This window comes from Thermosulfurimonas sp. F29, assembly GCF_019688735.1.
Classification (GTDB): domain Bacteria; phylum Desulfobacterota; class Thermodesulfobacteria; order Thermodesulfobacteriales; family Thermodesulfobacteriaceae; genus Thermosulfurimonas_A.
The window spans coordinates 645,455-660,812 of record NZ_JAIFYA010000002.1; the positions used below are offsets into that span (position 1 = coordinate 645,455).

The window sequence follows — 15,358 nt, forward strand, 5'->3', positions numbered from 1 at the left end:
AAGGAGGTGCTTAATATGGCTGAGCTAACCATATGGCGTCCTCTTCAGGAATTGAGGCGGGAAATAGATCGTATTTGGGACGAGTTTTTCGGAAGGGTTCGTTTCCCGGAGCGGTGGGAGGGCTTTGAATGGGCCCCGGCGGTGGATGTTTCGGAGACCGAGGACAGCGTGGTGGTGCGGGCGGATGTGCCCGGCCTCGATCCGGAGGACCTGGAGGTGAACATCTCCGGAAACCTCCTCACCATCCGGGGAGAGAAGAAACAGGAGAAGGAAGAAAAGAAGGAAAACTTCTATCGGGTGGAGCGGGTTTACGGAAGTTTCGTGCGCACTGTGGAGCTTCCCGCGGAGGTGGAGGGCGACAAAGCGGAGGCCACCTATAAAAACGGCGTCCTGAAGATCGTGCTGCCCAAGAAGGCCGAGGCCCGAGGGAAGACCATTAAAATCAGGGTGGAAAAATAACCTAGAGGGTACACCCCTTCCTCATGGAAGGGAGGGCGTGCTCCCGGCACGCGAGCACATTAAATCAACCCTTGCGCCCGAGGTAGGCCTGTTTCACCTCGGGAATGGGTTCCCCGCAGATGGCGCAGCGGGGAACCCCGTTCCACTTCCTTTGGGCCTTCCAGAGTTCCTCGGCGAGTTGTTTGGCTCCCTTGGGTCGAGCCATCAGCGCCTTACCTCCACCATGGTCTTGATGGAAACCAGTTTCAGGCGCGTAAGGAGTTCTCTGCGGTGTTCGGCGAGTACCTGCAGGGTTATCCTGTGGGGATGAGCTATGACCACCAGTTTTCCGCGCCTCCCGGCCTCGCGAAACATATCCGCAAGGCTCTTTTCCATCTGCTTCTTGCTCAGGTTATTATCCAGAAAAAAGTGCCTTTCGGCAAATGGAATGCCGAGGGATTGAGCCACGAAAGGAATTACGGTGGCGGGTGTGGTGCGACTATCCACAAAAAAGAACCCCTTTTTCTTTATTTCTTCGAGAACCCACCGCATTCGCAGGGGGTCCTGGGAAAAGAGGGAGCCCATGTGCTGGTTGGCCCCCTCGGCGTAGGGCACCAGGGTGAGCATGCGCCGCACCCGGCTCCGGATCTCCCTCTCCCCCATGGAGACCGTAAGGGCACCCGGGCCGGGATTCTTTCCGCCCTCGGCCTCCATAGGAATATGCACCATGACCGTAAAACCCCGGGCATGGGCCTCCCGGGCCAGGATTCGGGTGAAGGGGGCCTCGGGAAGAAAGGAAAAATTGAGGGGAAGCCCCAGGCGAAAAAAACGCCTCTCCAGGGCCGGACGCTGCCCCATATCGTCAATGATTATGGCCACCCGCGGACGAAGCGGGGTAAAGGTCTCTTTCCGCTTTCGGGAAGGGGATTCCCGTTCCCTTTTCACCGGCCGGGGGGAAGACGGCGGAGCCTTCCGGGACACCGGACCTGCGGGGGAGGTCTTCGGGGGCGAACCCCCGGGAGGTTTGAGAACCCGCAAAAGGGCAAGAAACCCGAGGAGCAGAAGGAACCCGAGAAAGGCCCAGGCCAGCGCCCCGGGAATCTCCCGGGGCCTGTGGGGACTGCGCCGCTTGCGGGAATTCCTTCTGGCCAAGGGTTAGTACTTAAGCCTGGTGAGGTTCGGAAGGCTCTTCAGGATCTTCAGGGCCTCGCGAAGCTGGAAGTCTTTGGCCAGAAGATCCTTGGCCTTGATCTCCGTCTGGACCTCTTCCTTTTCGGGATTCTCGAGGTGTCCCTTGAGATCCTTCTCCCGGATGGTGGGATGCTTGCGCAGGCAACCCGGTTTGAGTTCCGGGATCTCCAGGTCGGGTTCGATGCCCTCGGCCTGAATGGAACGCCCGCTGGGGGTGTAGTACTGGGCCGTGGTGAGGCGCACCGCCGAACCGTCCGGAAGCGGAATGATGGTCTGCACCGAGCCCTTTCCGAAGGTGCGGGTTCCCACGATCACCGCACGATGGTGATCCTGAAGGGCTCCGGCCACGATCTCCGAGGCCGAGGCCGAGCCAGCGTTCACCAGGACCACGATGGGATAGTGGTGTTTTCCGTGATCAGGATGGGCCTCAAACTTGAAGTTCTGATCCTTGCGACGCCCCTTGGTGTAGACGATGAGTCCGCTGTCCAGAAACTCGTCAGCCACCTGCACCGCCGAATCCAGAAGACCCCCGGGATTGTTGCGCAGGTCGATGATGAGTCCCTTGAGTCCGTCCTTTTCCAGGTCCCGAAGGGCCTGGCGCAGTTCCACGGGAGTCTTTTCCTGAAAGCTCGTAATCCGCACATAGCCGTATCCGGGCTCAAGCAGTTTGTAACGCACGCTCTTTATGGGAATGACATCCCGCACCAGGGTGATGTCCTTGAGTTCCTTGAAGCCCTCCCGATATATGGAGATGGTGACCTTGGTGCCTTTGGGCCCTCGCAGGAGTTTTACCGCCTCGATGAGACTCATGCCCTTGGTGGGTTTCCCGTTGATCTTGATGATCTTGTCCCCGGGCTTAAGCCCGGCCTTCCAGGCCGGAGTTCCCTCAATGGGAGCCACCACCGTAAGCACTCCGTCCTTGATGGTGATCTCGATCCCTATACCGGTGAAGCTCCCCTTGGTCTCTATCTGCAATTCCCTGTAATCGTCGGGTTTCAGAAAGGAGGAATGGGGATCCAGATTGGCAAGCATACCCTGAATGGCCCCGTAAATGAGATCCCTGGTGGAGACCTTCTTCACATAATTTTCCTCCACCAGCTCGAGTACCTGCGAGAATAACTTCAGGGCCTCGTAGGGGTCCTCCGTGGTGGAGGAGGCCTTTTTCGCCGAAAAAACCGGCCCGGTCCACAGGAAAAGGATGGCCACCCACAAAACCGTAAAGCGTCTCATACCTCTACCTCACCAGTCTGAGATATTTAAGGTTCAACCATTCCAGGGGATTCTGAGGCTTCCCCTCGTAGCGCAATTCGTAATATACCCCGCTGGGGCCAAAAGGCGAGGCCCCTACCCTGCCCAGAACCTCCCCGGTGGAGACCTCCGTTCCGGGAAGGACTTTTATCTCCGAGAGACCTCCGATCACCGAAACGAACCCGTAGCCGTGATCCAGTACCAGCACCTTTCCGCGACCCTCCACCCATTTTAAACGGACCACCCGGGCCGAAAAAGGGGCCCTCACCTCGGTGCCGGGAGGGGCCCCGATAAAGATCCCCGGGCTGAAGGAAATCTTTCCGGTAAAGAGATCCCGATCAAGCCCGAAGAAGCGCAGCACCCTTCCGGAGACCGGGGGCCTCAGAAACCCCTTTACTTCAAAGAGCGGGCGCAATACAATTCCGGGGGAGGAGGGGCGTGCCTTCTCCTGACTCATTTTTTCCAGCTTTCTCCGGGTGGCCGTTATTTCCCGGGCAAGCTTTTCGATCTCCTCCTGGGCGGCCAGCAGAAGATCCAGGGTCTCCCGGTAAAGGCGCTTGTTTTTGCGGACAGCCTCAAGGAGGGTCTCTTTCTCCTTTCGGACCAGGAGGAGTTCCTTCTTTTTTCGGCGGAGTTGCTCCTCTCTTTTTCCGAGGAGAGCCAGTTCCCTTTCCCGTTCCTTCTTGAGGGTAAGCAGTTTTTCGCGGTAGGCTTTAAGTTCCCTCAGTTTCTGTAGTTCGTTCTGGATGATGGCCTCAAGGTAGTCCTCCCTGCGTAAAAAAGCGTTTATCTCCCGGGGTGCGAAGAGAAGGTTTAGCCAGGCGGTCCGGGAAAGGGTGCTGAAAACGGCAAGTTCGCGGCTGAGCCGGTCTCTGAGGAGGTCCTCCTGCTCGTTTATTGCTTTTATGCGTTTTTCAATCCGGGTTATCTCCTGACGGATGATTGCCGTTTCTTTCTCGAGGAGGGCAATTTCCCTTCCCAGGCGGGAGATTTCCCGCGCCAGATCCCGGAGTTCCCGCAGAATGGACTTTTCCTTTAGCTCCGTTTTGCGGAGGAGGTGTTCCTTCTCCCGGATTTTCTCTTTTAGCGAGACCGCGGCGCTGGCCGGGACTGTCGCTATCAGGAGAAGTAGCGCCGCACCGAAAACCACGAAACCAGAGCGGAAAATAATCCCACGCCTCCTGCTCCCAGAATTAAATACTTGAGGGGAATGTCCTTCCAGCGAAAATCCACAAACGGCCAGAGCCCCAGAAGCATCTGATCCAGATAGGTCTTCAATCCGGCTAGAATTCCCAGGGCCATAAGAGCCGCACCGAACCCCACCAGGAACCCCACCGCCACCTTGGGCCGGGAGATGTAGCCCGGGGTGGCCCCGAGAAGGGAAAGGATCTCGATTTCCTCCTTCTGTTTCTCAAGACCGTAATGGATGGTAATCCCCATGAGAAAGGCCAGAGAGGCCAGGAGCAGGGCTCCGCTCAGAATGGTGAGCCTCTTTATCAGCTTAGCCAGGTGATAGATTCTCCCCAGCCAGCTTTCCGCATAGCGTATCTTCAGGACCCCGGGAAGGCGTTCGATTTCCGGGAAGCTACCGCGCGCGCGCTCAAGGTCGCGAAGGGGATTCTCGAAGATCACCTCAAAGAAGGGGGGCAAGCGGGACAGATCCAGTTCCTCCAGGATCTCGGGATTTTCCCGGAAGATCTTCTTTAGCTCCCTCAGCACCTCCTCCCGCGGGACGAGACGAACCTCCCGCACACCGGGAAGTGCTTTGAGACGCCGAAGAATTCGCTTTTCCTCCGCGGGATTGAGATCCGGCTTCAGATAAACCGTGAGGGCGAGACTCCGGGCGGTCTTCTGCGAAAAAATGTAGATATTGTAGTAAAGAAAGGCGAAAAAGAGGAGCACCGCCACCGAGGAGGCCAGGATAAAGAGGGTCATCAGGTAGGTGCCGCGATTAAGTTTCAGCTCCGCCGCAAGCCGTCTAAGCATATTCCCCCACGAGCCTCCCGTTTTTAAGGACCAGAATCCGGCGATGACGATCCCGGTAAAGGGACTCGTCGTGCGTGGCCACGATCACGGTGATCCCCTCGGCATTGAGCTCCTCCAGGATCTCCAGGATCTCCCGGCTGCGCTGGGGATCAAGATTTCCGGTAGGCTCGTCGGCCAGGATGAGCTCCGGCTCCCGCACCACCGCCCGGGCTATGGCCACCCGCTGTTTTTCGCCCCCGGAGAGGGCCTTCACCTTAAGATCGCGTTTCCCCAAAAGTCCCAGACGCCTGAGAATGGCCTCTATTCTATGTCGGGCCTCCGCCGGGGACACCCCCAGAACCTCAAGCCCGAGGTAAATGTTCTCGTAGACGGTCTTTTCCGGAAGGAGCCGAAAATCCTGAAACACGAAACCCATTTTGCGTCGGAGCCTGGCCAGACGCCCCCGGGAGAGGCGTCCGTATTCTTCCCCCTGATAAAAGATCCTGCCCGCGGAGGGTGTGTCCAGACCGAAGATGAGGTTCAGAAGGGTGGTCTTCCCCGCCCCGCTGGATCCGGTGATAAATACGAATTCTCCCCGCTTGATCTCGAGAGTAATATTTTCCAGCGCCCTGATATAGGGACTGTAAAACTTGGAAACCCCTTCCAGCCGAAGAATATACTTTTCGAAGGTTTTCATTTCGGCGATCTTTGCTATTATACTCAAAAAGATTCGGAAAAGAAGAGGACCATGGCCAAGATAGACGCCTTTCTGAAACTCATGGTGGACACCGGGGCCTCGGACCTGCACCTTTCCACCGGAAACCCCCCTATCCTGCGCATCCACGGGGATCTTCAGCGGGTCAAGTACAAGCCCCTGGAAAACGAAGAACTCAAGGCCATGCTCTACGAGATCACCCCGGAGGAAAAGATCAAGCAATTCGAGGAGACCGGGGATGTGGACTTCGGCTTCGAGCTACCGGGGCTGGCCCGTTTCAGGGTCAACTTCTTCCAGCAGCACCGGGGAGTGGCCGCGGTCTTCCGGCTGATTCCCAGTCAGATCCGCACGGTGGAGGAACTGGGGCTTCCCCAGATCCTGAACAAGCTGGCCCTCCTTCCCAAGGGGCTCATCCTGGTCACCGGGCCCACGGGGTCCGGAAAGTCCACCACCCTTGCGGCCATGGTGGATTACGCCAACCGCATGCGCAAGGACCACATCCTCACCATCGAGGATCCCATCGAGTTCGTGCATCAACCCAAAAACTGCCTGGTCAACCAGCGGGAGGTAGGGGTCCACACCCGATCTTTTGCTGCGGCCCTGCGGGCGGCCCTGCGCGAGGACCCGGACATCATCCTGGTGGGTGAGATGCGCGATCTGGAGACCATCTCCCTGGCGCTGGAGGCCGCCCTCACCGGACATCTGGTCATGTCCACGCTGCACACCATCTCCGCAGCCCAGACCGTGGATCGAATCATCGAGATCTTTCCCCACGAGCAGCAACCGCAGATCCGCTCCTCGCTGGCCGAATCCCTGCGCGCGGTGATCTCCCAGACCATGTTCAAGAGGATAGACCGTCCGGGAAGGGTGGTGGCCTTCGAAATCCTGATCGCCACCCCGGCGGTGCGCAACCTCATTCGAGAGGGCAAGACCTATCAGATTCCCTCCATCATTCAGACCGGACGCAAGTACGGCATGATCTCGCTGGACGACTCCATCATGGACTACCTTCAGAAGGGCATCATCAGCCCGGAGGAGGCCCTGAACAAGGCCTTGGACAAGTCGAGATTCATGCCCTTCGTGAAAAAGGCCGAACTGGCTGACTTTACGGAGATACCGGGATGATTCGGGACATCGACATAAGCGAGCTCATAGGGGCCCTGGCCCGGTCCCACGAACGGGTAAGTGACCTTCTTTTCGTGGCCGGTCGGCCCTTTCTGGTGGCGGCCGACGGGCGTCTCCACGAGGTCCGCCTTCCCGACTGGCCCATAGAGAAGCTCACCCCCCTTCAGACCGAAACCATCGCCTTCAACCTCATGCGCAAGAATCCCCGGCTCTTCCGGGATCTGGTGGAGACGGGCTCGGCCGATCTCTCCTACCGTCTGCCCGACGGCACCCGTTTCCGGGTCAACATCTACTCCCGGCAGGGCACCTACAACATCGTCATGCGAAAGCTGCCGGCCCGGGTGCCCTCCATAGCGGATCTGGGGCTCCCCCAGGCCTTCTACCGCATCGCCCAGGAAAAAAACGGGATCGTCCTGGTCACCGGAGCCACCGGCCAGGGCAAGACCACCTCGCTTGCGGCCATTCTCAACGAGATAAACGAGCGGGAGGCGGTGCACATCGTCACCCTGGAGGATCCGGTGGAGTATGTCCACACCCCCAAGAAGGCCACCTTCAGTCAGAGGGAGCTGGGCACGGACTTCGACAGTTTTGCCCACGGCCTCAGGGCGGCCCTGCGTCAGGCTCCCCAGGTGATCCTGGTGGGGGAGATCCGGGATAGGGAAACCATGGAAATAGCCCTGGCCGCCGCCGAAACCGGACACCTGGTGCTGTCCACCATGCACACCATCGGGGCGGCCAACACCATAAATCGCATCCTGGGGTTCTTCACCATCGAGGAGGAGCATCAGGTACGGGGGCGTCTGGCCGACGCCATTCGATGGATCGTGGGCCAGAGGCTCCTTCCCAGGGTGGGCGGAGGCCGGGTGGCCATCTTCGACATCCTCTACAACAACATCCGCGCCCGGGAAATCATCCTCCGCGGCGAGGAAGAGGGGCGCACCTTCTACGATGTCATGCGTCAGGGTAGCCCCTACCACATGCAGACCTTCGATCAGCACATAATCGAGCTCTTCAAGCAGGGCTTGATCACCGAGGAAACGGCCCTAGCTTATTGCGTGAGAAGGGACATCGTGGGGCGCGAGATCGACATCGTCAAGGCCTCCCGCGGGGAAAAGACCTCGGATCTCGATGTGGAAAAACTGCGTCTGGAAATAGACGAGGGGGACTGGCGGTGGAAAAAATAGAACTCACCTGTGAGGGCTGCGGAAGGAAGTACCGTCTGCGGCGTCCCCCCGAGGAGATAAAGGAGGACCTCCTCTTCTGTCCCCAGTGCGGGGGGAAACTGGTCTTTCCTCGCCGGGAGGAAGAAGGATCCGGAGTGCTGGAAGACTTCCTCCTCACCGGGCCGGTGGCCCTGATTTACTGGGACCTTCCCGCGGATTTCTCCCCGGTGGAAAGGGTGCTCTCCGAAAAGGGCTTCGCCCTGAGGCGTTTTACCACGCTTGCGGAGCTGCGAAGCTGGCTGCGCATCTTCATTCCGGAACTCCTCGTGTACGGCACGGAGGAGGCGGATCAGGTGCAGGCCTTCGAAGAACTCCTTACCTCCGATCTTCCCATGCAGGATTATCGGCGTATCTTCCGGGCCTGGATTACCTCCCGGTATAAGACGCTTGAGCCCCGGGAGGTCTTCTATTCGGGGATGCACATGATCTGCCAGCCCGACCACCTGGGACGCTTTGAGGAAATCTACGGTAAGGCCCGCCGTTACTGGGAGGCCCTTTACCAGCCCTATTATCAAGCCCTGAAGGAGGAAAGTGCCGCATGATTCGCAAAGCCGTACTTCCGGTAGCCGGCCTGGGGACCAGGATGCTTCCGGCCACCAAGGCCGTGCCCAAGGAAATGCTGTGTCTGATCAACAAACCCGTCATCCAGTACATAGTGGAGGAGGCCGTGGCTTCCGGGATCCGCGACCTCATCTTCGTGGTTTCCCGGGGCAAGGAGGCCATACTCGACCACTTCGATTTTTCCCCGGAACTCGAGGCCGAGCTCGAGGAGAGGGGGAAGAAGGCCCTTCTCGATGAGGTGCGCCGGGTAAGCGGGCTCGTGGAAAATCTTTCCGCCGTGCGCCAGAAAAAGGCCCTAGGCCTCGGACACGCCATTCTGGTGGCCGCTCCCCTGGTGGGGGACGAACCCTTTGCGGTCCTTCTGGGAGACGACATCGTGGAGGCCGAGGAACCCTGCCTCAGGCAGCTCATCCGGGCTGCGGAGGAGCTCAGGGCCCCGGTCATCGGGGTGGAGCGTCTTCCCCGGGAGGAGGTTCACCGTTACGGGGTAATAGACGGCGAACCGCTGAGGGAGGGCCTTTATCGAATAAACGATGTGGTGGAAAAGCCCCGGCCGGAGGAGGCCCCCTCGGAACTGGCCATCATAGGCCGCTATGTATTCTTTCCCGAAATATTTACCTATCTGGAAAAGATTCCCCCCGGGGCCGGCGGAGAGATACAGCTCACCGACGCTCTCGCGGCCATGATCCGGGACGGTAAGGAGGTCTATGCCCTAGAGTTGAAGGGTGTCCGTTACGACACCGGGAACCCCGAGGGCTTCGTAAAAGCCACCGTCGCCCTGGCCCTGAAGGATCCCGAACTGGGGCCCAAAATCCGGAAATTTCTTTCGGACCTCCTCTGACGGTGCCCCTTTATAGTGTCGTCGTTCCCCTTCCCCTGAAAAACCTTCTCCTTTACGAATCCTCCGAGGAACTTCCCCGGGGAATTCGGGTCATCGTTCCGGTAAAAAAAAGGCGCACGGTGGGGCTAATTTTTGAAAAAAACGAGGGACCTCCTCCGCCGGAAACCGAGATCCGGAAGGTAGAAGAGGTTCTGGATCCGGAGCCTCTTTTCCCCGGAGAGCTTCTGGAGTTTTTGAGGTGGTGCTGGAATTATTACCGGTGTCCGCCCGGGGAGGTGGTGCGTCAGGCCTTCCCTCCCGGACTTTTCCGGGAAATCCGGCCCCGGGTGCGCCTGAGCCTCAAAGGGCGCCGGGCGCTTGAGAGCGGGGAAGTCCCCGAATCCCTGAGGTACTTTCTTCGCCCCCGAAGCCGCAGAGCCATACCGAGAAGGGGATTTTCCCGGGCGGAAGTGGAGCGCTGGCTCGCCGCGGGGATCCTGGAGGAGGTGGACGACCTTTCGGGACTCGAGCCACCCCTGGAGACCTGGGTGGAAAAAAATTTCGTCGAACCCGAAAACGACCTCGAGCGATTTCTCGCGGACAGAGGTCGATGGCCCCTCCGTTTTCTGCGGGAAAGGTTCGGTGTCGAGGAGGTGAAAGTCCTCCTTCGCCGCGGAAGGGGGCGAAAGGTAAGGCTCCCCCGCCTGAGACGGGGCCCGGTCTTTGAAAGCCTCGAACCCCCGGTTCCCAACGAGGAACAGAAAAGGGCCCTCGATGAGATTCGGGGAGTCCTGGGCCGGGGCTTTCAGCCCTTTCTTCTCCACGGCGTTACGGGAAGCGGTAAGACCCTGGTGTATCTCGAGGCCGCGGCCAGGACGCTTGAACTGGGCCGAAGCGTCCTGGTTCTGGTTCCGGAGATCGCCCTCACCCCCTATGTGGAGACCCACTTCGTGGCCCGTTTCGGGGAAAGGGTAGCGGTGCTCCACAGCGGTCTTTCTCCCCGGGCCCGGTCGGCGGAGTGGTTCCGGGTGGCCCGGGGAGAGGCCCGGGTAGTGGTGGGGGCCCGATCCGCGGTGTTTGCCCCGCTGAAAGACCTCGGTCTCATCGTGGTGGACGAGGAGCACGAGGGGGCCTACAAGCAGTCCGAGGGGCTGCGCTATCAGGCCCGGGATCTGGCCCTGCTGCGGGGCAAGCTTGCCGGAGCGGTGGTGATCCTGGGATCGGCCACCCCCAGCGTGAAAAGCTACTTCCTGGCCCGAAGCGGACGCTATCGGCTCCTTACCCTCACGGAGCGACCGGGGGGAAGAAACCTTCCGAAGATAGAGGTGGTCCCTCTCAAACGCCCCGGGGAGATCCTCACTCCCCCGCTGCTTGCGGCTATGCGGGAAACGCTATCCCGGGGGCACCAGGTCCTCCTCTTTCTGAACCGAAGGGGATACGCCCCCGTGGCCTTCTGCCGCGACTGCGGAGAGGCCCTGGGATGTCCCAACTGCACCCTCACGCTGACCTATCACCGTTCCAGAGGGGGTCTCCTCTGTCATCACTGCGGCCACGAGGCCCCGGCCTTCCCGGTCTGTCCACGCTGCGGGGGCACGGAATTTCGTCTCGTGGGGGCCGGAACTGAGAGGGTGGAGGAAACCCTGGCCAAGCACTTTCCCGGGATCGGGGTGGCCCGGCTCGACCGGGACACGATAACCTCCGAAAAAAAACTTTATGAGCTTTTGAAAGGCCTCCGCCGGGGAGAGATCCGGATCCTGGTGGGCACCCAGATGGTGGCCCAGGGGCACGATCTTCCGGGGGTGGCGTTGGTGGGGATACTCTGGGCCGAAGGGGGGCTTCACCTTCCGGACTTTCGAGCCGCCGAGCGCACCTTCCAGCTCCTGGTGCAGGTGGCCGGACGGGCCGGAAGGGGATCCGTCCCGGGAAGGGTGATTCTCCAGACCCGGCTTCCGGAGCACTATGTCATCCGGGCCGCCCTGGCCCAGGATTACGAAAAGTTCTACCGGCAGGAGATCGTGGCCAGGAAACGCCTCGGTTTCCCCCCTTTTGCGAGACTGGTCCTTCTGGTCTTTTCCGCGGTAAGGGCCGAGCGGGCCGAGGAGGCCGCCCGGCGATGTGCCGAACACCTGAGGAATGGAGCGGAAGCGGAGGTCCTGGGCCCGGTTCCGGCTCCCCTTTACCGGCTGGCCGGACGCTATCGCTGGCAGGTCCTCCTGCGCTCGGCGAAAAATTCGGTGCTGGAGCGAGCCCTGGAGGTTTTATACCGGCAGGAAAAAAACCTGCTTCCTCCCGGAGTCCGATTGACCCTTGATAGAGATCCCGAGGAACTGTTATAATGTTCCCGCATGACTGCTCGTTTTGCGCCCCAGAGGATAAACTGGGCCGACAGGGAGAGGAACTCCCTGATCAACTTCGACCTCAAGCCCGAGGAGCTTGAGGCCTATCTGGACGAGTATCTCATCGGCCAGAGGGAGGCCAAGGGCATACTGGCCACCAAGATCTGCACCCACTTTCACCGGGTCAAGTACTTTCTGGAACGGGGCGAGCGTTTCGACGAGGTGGGGTTCGTCAAGAACAACATCATCATCATCGGCCCCACCGGCGTGGGAAAAACCTTTATGATCAAGCTCATTGCCCGGCGCATTGGGGTACCCTTCGTAAAGGGCGACGCCACCAAGTTCAGCGAAACCGGCTATGTGGGCGGCGATGTGGAGGATCTGATCCGGGATCTGGTCCAGGAGGCCGACGGCAATGTGGAGCGGGCCCGCTTCGGCATAGTGTATCTGGACGAGGTGGACAAGATCGCCTCGAGCGGAAACATCGTGGGGCCGGATGTCTCGCGCACCGGAGTGCAGAGGGCGCTGCTCAAGCCCCTGGAGGAGACCGAGGTAGAACTCCGCACCCCTCACGATCCCATCAGTCAGATGGAAGCCGTGGAATACTACCGGCGGACCGGACGCCGGCGTCGCAACACCATAAACACCCGTTACATCCTCTTCATAGCCAGCGGGGCCTTCGGCGGGCTCGAGGAGATCGTCCGCAAGAGGCTCCACAAGCAGAAACTGGGGTTCCTCGCCGAACTCGAGGGGCGCGAGGATGTGGGGCTCAACTACCTCAAGTTCGTGGTACCTGAGGACCTCATCGCCTACGGGTTCGAGTCCGAATTCGTGGGGCGGTTTCCGGTCATCGCCGTGTTCGACCCCCTCACCCGGGAGGACCTCTTCCACATCCTGGCCAATCCCAACAGCGTCATCGTGGTGAGCAAGAAGCGGGACTTCCGGGCCTACGGTATCGATCTGGCCTTCACCGACGAGGCCCTGCAACACCTGGCCGAACTCGCGGCCCGGGAGAACACCGGGGCCCGGGCCCTAACCCGGGTGCTGGAACGCACCCTCATTCCCTTTGAAAAGGCCCTGCCCTCCATGAGTCTTTCCTTTCTGGGGGTAACGCGCGAGGTGGTGGAGGACCCCGAGGGGGTGTTGAGGGAGATGCGGGAAAACCCGGAACGCCCCCTGTGGCGGGAATGGTACGAGGCGGCCCTGCGGGACGAAGAAAAGCGTCTGCGTTCCTTCCTCAAGGAGCGCAAGCGTTCCTTCTTCGAAAAGTATCGCTTTCCGTTGACCCCGGCCCGGCTGGATCTGGTATTGGAACTTCATCGGCGGGAGGATCTAGAACCCCAGCAGGCCCTGGAGGAGCTTCTGATGCTCTGGCGGCAGATCCGGAGCTTTGAGAAGAGTTTCGAACGGCGCAGCGGATTGCGCGTGTCTTTTTCGGAGGAGGCCAAGGATCTAATCCTGAAGGAGGTGCTCCGCAGGGACGAGGGCGTTTACGCCTTTTGCGATCGAATCCTCAGCGTCCTGGAATACGGCCTTAAACTGGTGGGAGACCGCACCGGAAAACGCACCTTTGAACTTCCCCGGGAGGCGGTCCGTTCTCCGGAGGCCTTTCTCAATCGTCTGGTAAGCACCTCCTACCATCTGGACTAGTCCCATGCCCAGGACTCCCACGATCTATCTCAGTCTCTCGGAAAGCGTGGCCTCAAAGGTGGAGGAGGCCATAAAGGATCTGAAGTGCCGCCTGGTGCATGTGCCCGACGGAGAGAGCCTCATCGAACTCTCCCGCAGACAGCCGCCGGACCTTATAATAATAGAAAAGGAGATCCCCAAACTGGACGGTTACGCCGTGGTGCTGCTGCTCAAAAACGACCCTGAGACCGCGGAGGTCCCGGTGGTGGGTATCTGCAAGTGTCTAACGGATGCCGAGGCCGAAAAGGCCCGGGACGCTGGCTGTGACGATTATGTGTGTTATCCTTTTGATCGGGAAAGTTTCCGCAATTTGATAAAAAGACATCTGGCGAGGTAAAGTAATGATCGGAATTTCCAAGCTTTACTGCGGTACGGTGGAGGCCTCCGATCCCCTGCGGTACGGGCGCAGGGCGAAGGATCTGCCCTCCCATCTCCTTCAGTTTTCCGCGGACAAACGGCCGGTGGTGGTATGGAATGTGACCAAGCGCTGCAACCTGCGCTGCGTCCACTGTTACGCCTCGGCGGATCCCTCCCCTCACCCCGACGAGCTCACCACACGGGAGGGGCTGGCCCTCCTTGAGGATCTGGCGCAGTTCGGTTGCCCGGTGGTCCTCTTTTCGGGGGGGGAACCCCTCATGCGCCCGGACATCCTGGACCTCATCAAGAAGGCCGTGGATCTCGGCATGCGGGCCGTGCTTTCCACCAACGGGGTCCTTATCGACCGGGCCCTGGCCCGGGAACTCAAGAAACTTGGTCTTTCCTATGTGGGCATCAGCATGGACGGGCTTCGTGAGGTCCACGACCGTTTCCGGGGGGTGAAGGGGGCCTTCGACAAGGCCATGGAGGCCGTGGAGAACTGTAAGGCCGAGGGGATAAAGGTGGGCCTGCGGTTTACCATTAACAAACTCAACGCCGGAGAGATTCCCGGTATCTTTGACCTGGTCGAGGAGTATCAGATCCCGCGGATCTGTTTCTACCATCTGGTCTATGCCGGACGCGGTTCGCGTCTCATGGAACAGGATCTCTCCCACGAGGAGACCCGGCGCTGGGTGGACTACATCATCGATCGCACCAAGGAACTTCACGACAAGGGCCTTAAGGTGGAGGTCCTCACGGTGGACAATCACGCCGACGGCCCCTATCTATACCTGCGCATGAAACGGGAGGGTAACCCCCGGGCCGAGGAGGTTTACGAACTTCTCAAGATGAACGGTGGGAACAATTCCGGGGTGGGGATAGGTTGCGTCTCCTGGGACGGCTCCGTGCATGCGGACCAGTTCTGGCGGCATTACTCCTTCGGAAATGTGCGGGAGAGACCCTTCAGCGAGATCTGGATGGACACCTCGGACCCCCTCATGGCCAAGCTCAAGGAAAAGAAGAAGTGGGTGAAGGGCCGGTGTGCCCGGTGCCGCTTCCTTGAGGTCTGTGCCGGAAACTTCCGGGTCCGGGCCGAGGCCGCCACCGGCGATGTCTGGGCCCCGGATCCGGCCTGCTACCTTACGGACGAGGAGATAGGGGTGGCCTGAGGAGGTGGAAATGCACAGATTCCGGGAAATTGTGGCCGTGGCCGGGGTAATAATCTTCCTCTTTCTGCTCCGGACTCCTTCGGCTCCGGCTTTTACGCCCGAGGAGGAGCGTCAACTCCTGCGGGATGTAACCGAGATCAAAGCCACCCTGCGGGTTTTCATGGAACAGACCAACAAGCGCTTCGAGGACATGAATCGACGCTTCGAGGACATCAACAAGCGATTCGAAGACATCAACAAGCGATTCGAGGACATTAACAAGCGATTCGAGGACATCAACAAGCGATTCGAGGAGGTAAATCACCGTTTCGATCAGCTGTATACCTTTCTGTGGATCATCACCGGGATCTTTACCTCCATCATGGTAGCGGTGATAGCCTTTGCCCTGTGGGATCGGCGCACCATCGTAAATCGGGCCAGGGATGAAGCGGTGGAAAGGCTTCTGGGGATACTGCGGGATTATGCCCGGGAGGAACCCAGACTGCGGGAGATTCTCAGGCGCTACGGGTTCGCCTGAGGAA

16 protein-coding genes are annotated in these 15,358 nt (G+C 59.7%); 10 read left to right on the top strand and 6 right to left on the bottom strand.

Features of this window, described 5'->3' with window-relative positions; translation table 11 throughout:
- The first annotated feature begins 15 nt into the window (after positions 1 to 15).
- Positions 16 to 459: an Hsp20/alpha crystallin family protein gene (locus K3767_RS07885; protein ID WP_221173024.1), complete on the top strand. Its 444-nt coding sequence runs from the start codon at positions 16 to 18 to the stop codon at positions 457 to 459.
- A gap of 64 nt (positions 460 to 523) precedes the next feature.
- On the opposite strand, the gene K3767_RS07890 is transcribed toward K3767_RS07885, so the two are convergent.
- Genes K3767_RS07890 through ftsE form a run of 6 tightly spaced genes read right to left on the bottom strand, consistent with a single transcriptional unit; the run spans position 524 to position 5,539 of the window.
- Entirely contained in the window at positions 524 to 664 is a 141-nt protein-coding gene (locus K3767_RS07890) for a hypothetical protein (RefSeq protein WP_221173025.1), read from the bottom strand.
- On the bottom strand, positions 664 to 1,590 hold the full coding sequence (locus K3767_RS07895; RefSeq protein WP_221173026.1) for a divergent polysaccharide deacetylase family protein: 927 nt from the start codon (positions 1,588 to 1,590) through the stop codon (positions 664 to 666). The genes K3767_RS07890 and K3767_RS07895 overlap by 1 nt, the downstream gene beginning before the upstream one ends.
- Positions 1,591 to 1,593: 3 nt before the next feature.
- A complete protein-coding gene (locus K3767_RS07900) occupies positions 1,594 to 2,859 on the bottom strand; it encodes a S41 family peptidase (RefSeq protein WP_221173027.1) in 1,266 nt (421 codons plus the stop codon).
- Between the two features lie 4 nt (positions 2,860 to 2,863).
- Entirely contained in the window at positions 2,864 to 4,027 is a 1,164-nt protein-coding gene (locus K3767_RS07905; protein ID WP_221173028.1) for a murein hydrolase activator EnvC, read from the bottom strand.
- Positions 3,997 to 4,863, bottom strand: a complete 867-nt coding sequence (locus K3767_RS07910) for an ABC transporter permease (RefSeq protein ID WP_221173029.1) — start codon at positions 4,861 to 4,863, stop codon at positions 3,997 to 3,999. The genes K3767_RS07905 and K3767_RS07910 overlap by 31 nt, the downstream gene beginning before the upstream one ends.
- A complete protein-coding gene (gene ftsE / locus K3767_RS07915; protein ID WP_221173030.1) occupies positions 4,856 to 5,539 on the bottom strand; it encodes a cell division ATP-binding protein FtsE in 684 nt (227 codons plus the stop codon). Before ftsE ends, K3767_RS07910 begins: the two co-directional genes overlap by 8 nt.
- Before the next feature lie 51 nt (positions 5,540 to 5,590).
- Between ftsE and K3767_RS07920 the strand changes: the two genes are divergently transcribed.
- From K3767_RS07920 to K3767_RS07960, 9 genes are read left to right on the top strand one after another with little or no spacing between them, the layout of a single operon-like run.
- Positions 5,591 to 6,682: a type IV pilus twitching motility protein PilT gene (locus K3767_RS07920; protein WP_221173031.1), complete on the top strand. Its 1,092-nt coding sequence runs from the start codon at positions 5,591 to 5,593 to the stop codon at positions 6,680 to 6,682.
- Complete coding sequence (locus K3767_RS07925; protein WP_221173032.1) at positions 6,679 to 7,866, top strand: type IV pilus twitching motility protein PilT; 1,188 nt, start codon at positions 6,679 to 6,681, stop codon at positions 7,864 to 7,866. The genes K3767_RS07920 and K3767_RS07925 overlap by 4 nt, the downstream gene beginning before the upstream one ends.
- Positions 7,854 to 8,447, top strand: a complete 594-nt coding sequence (locus K3767_RS07930; protein WP_221173033.1) for a hypothetical protein — start codon at positions 7,854 to 7,856, stop codon at positions 8,445 to 8,447. The genes K3767_RS07925 and K3767_RS07930 overlap by 13 nt, the downstream gene beginning before the upstream one ends.
- Positions 8,444 to 9,307 carry a UTP--glucose-1-phosphate uridylyltransferase GalU gene (gene galU / locus K3767_RS07935; RefSeq protein ID WP_221173034.1) on the top strand — a complete coding sequence of 288 codons (864 nt, stop codon included), beginning with the start codon at positions 8,444 to 8,446 and terminating at the stop codon, positions 9,305 to 9,307. Before K3767_RS07930 ends, galU begins: the two co-directional genes overlap by 4 nt.
- A 2-nt stretch (positions 9,308 to 9,309) precedes the next feature.
- Complete coding sequence (priA, locus tag K3767_RS07940; RefSeq protein WP_221173035.1) at positions 9,310 to 11,622, top strand: primosomal protein N'; 2,313 nt, start codon at positions 9,310 to 9,312, stop codon at positions 11,620 to 11,622.
- Between the two features lie 9 nt (positions 11,623 to 11,631).
- Entirely contained in the window at positions 11,632 to 13,272 is a 1,641-nt protein-coding gene (locus K3767_RS07945) for an AAA family ATPase (protein ID WP_221173036.1), read from the top strand.
- Between the two features lie 4 nt (positions 13,273 to 13,276).
- A complete protein-coding gene (locus tag K3767_RS07950) occupies positions 13,277 to 13,648 on the top strand; it encodes a response regulator (RefSeq protein ID WP_221173037.1) in 372 nt (123 codons plus the stop codon).
- Positions 13,649 to 13,652: 4 nt separating this feature from the next.
- Positions 13,653 to 14,837: a 12,18-didecarboxysiroheme deacetylase gene (gene ahbC, locus K3767_RS07955; protein ID WP_221173038.1), complete on the top strand. Its 1,185-nt coding sequence runs from the start codon at positions 13,653 to 13,655 to the stop codon at positions 14,835 to 14,837.
- Positions 14,838 to 14,847: 10 nt separating this feature from the next.
- Positions 14,848 to 15,354, top strand: coding sequence for a hypothetical protein (locus tag K3767_RS07960; RefSeq protein WP_221173039.1), 507 nt, complete (start codon positions 14,848 to 14,850; stop codon positions 15,352 to 15,354).
- Positions 15,355 to 15,358: the final 4 nt, after the last annotated feature.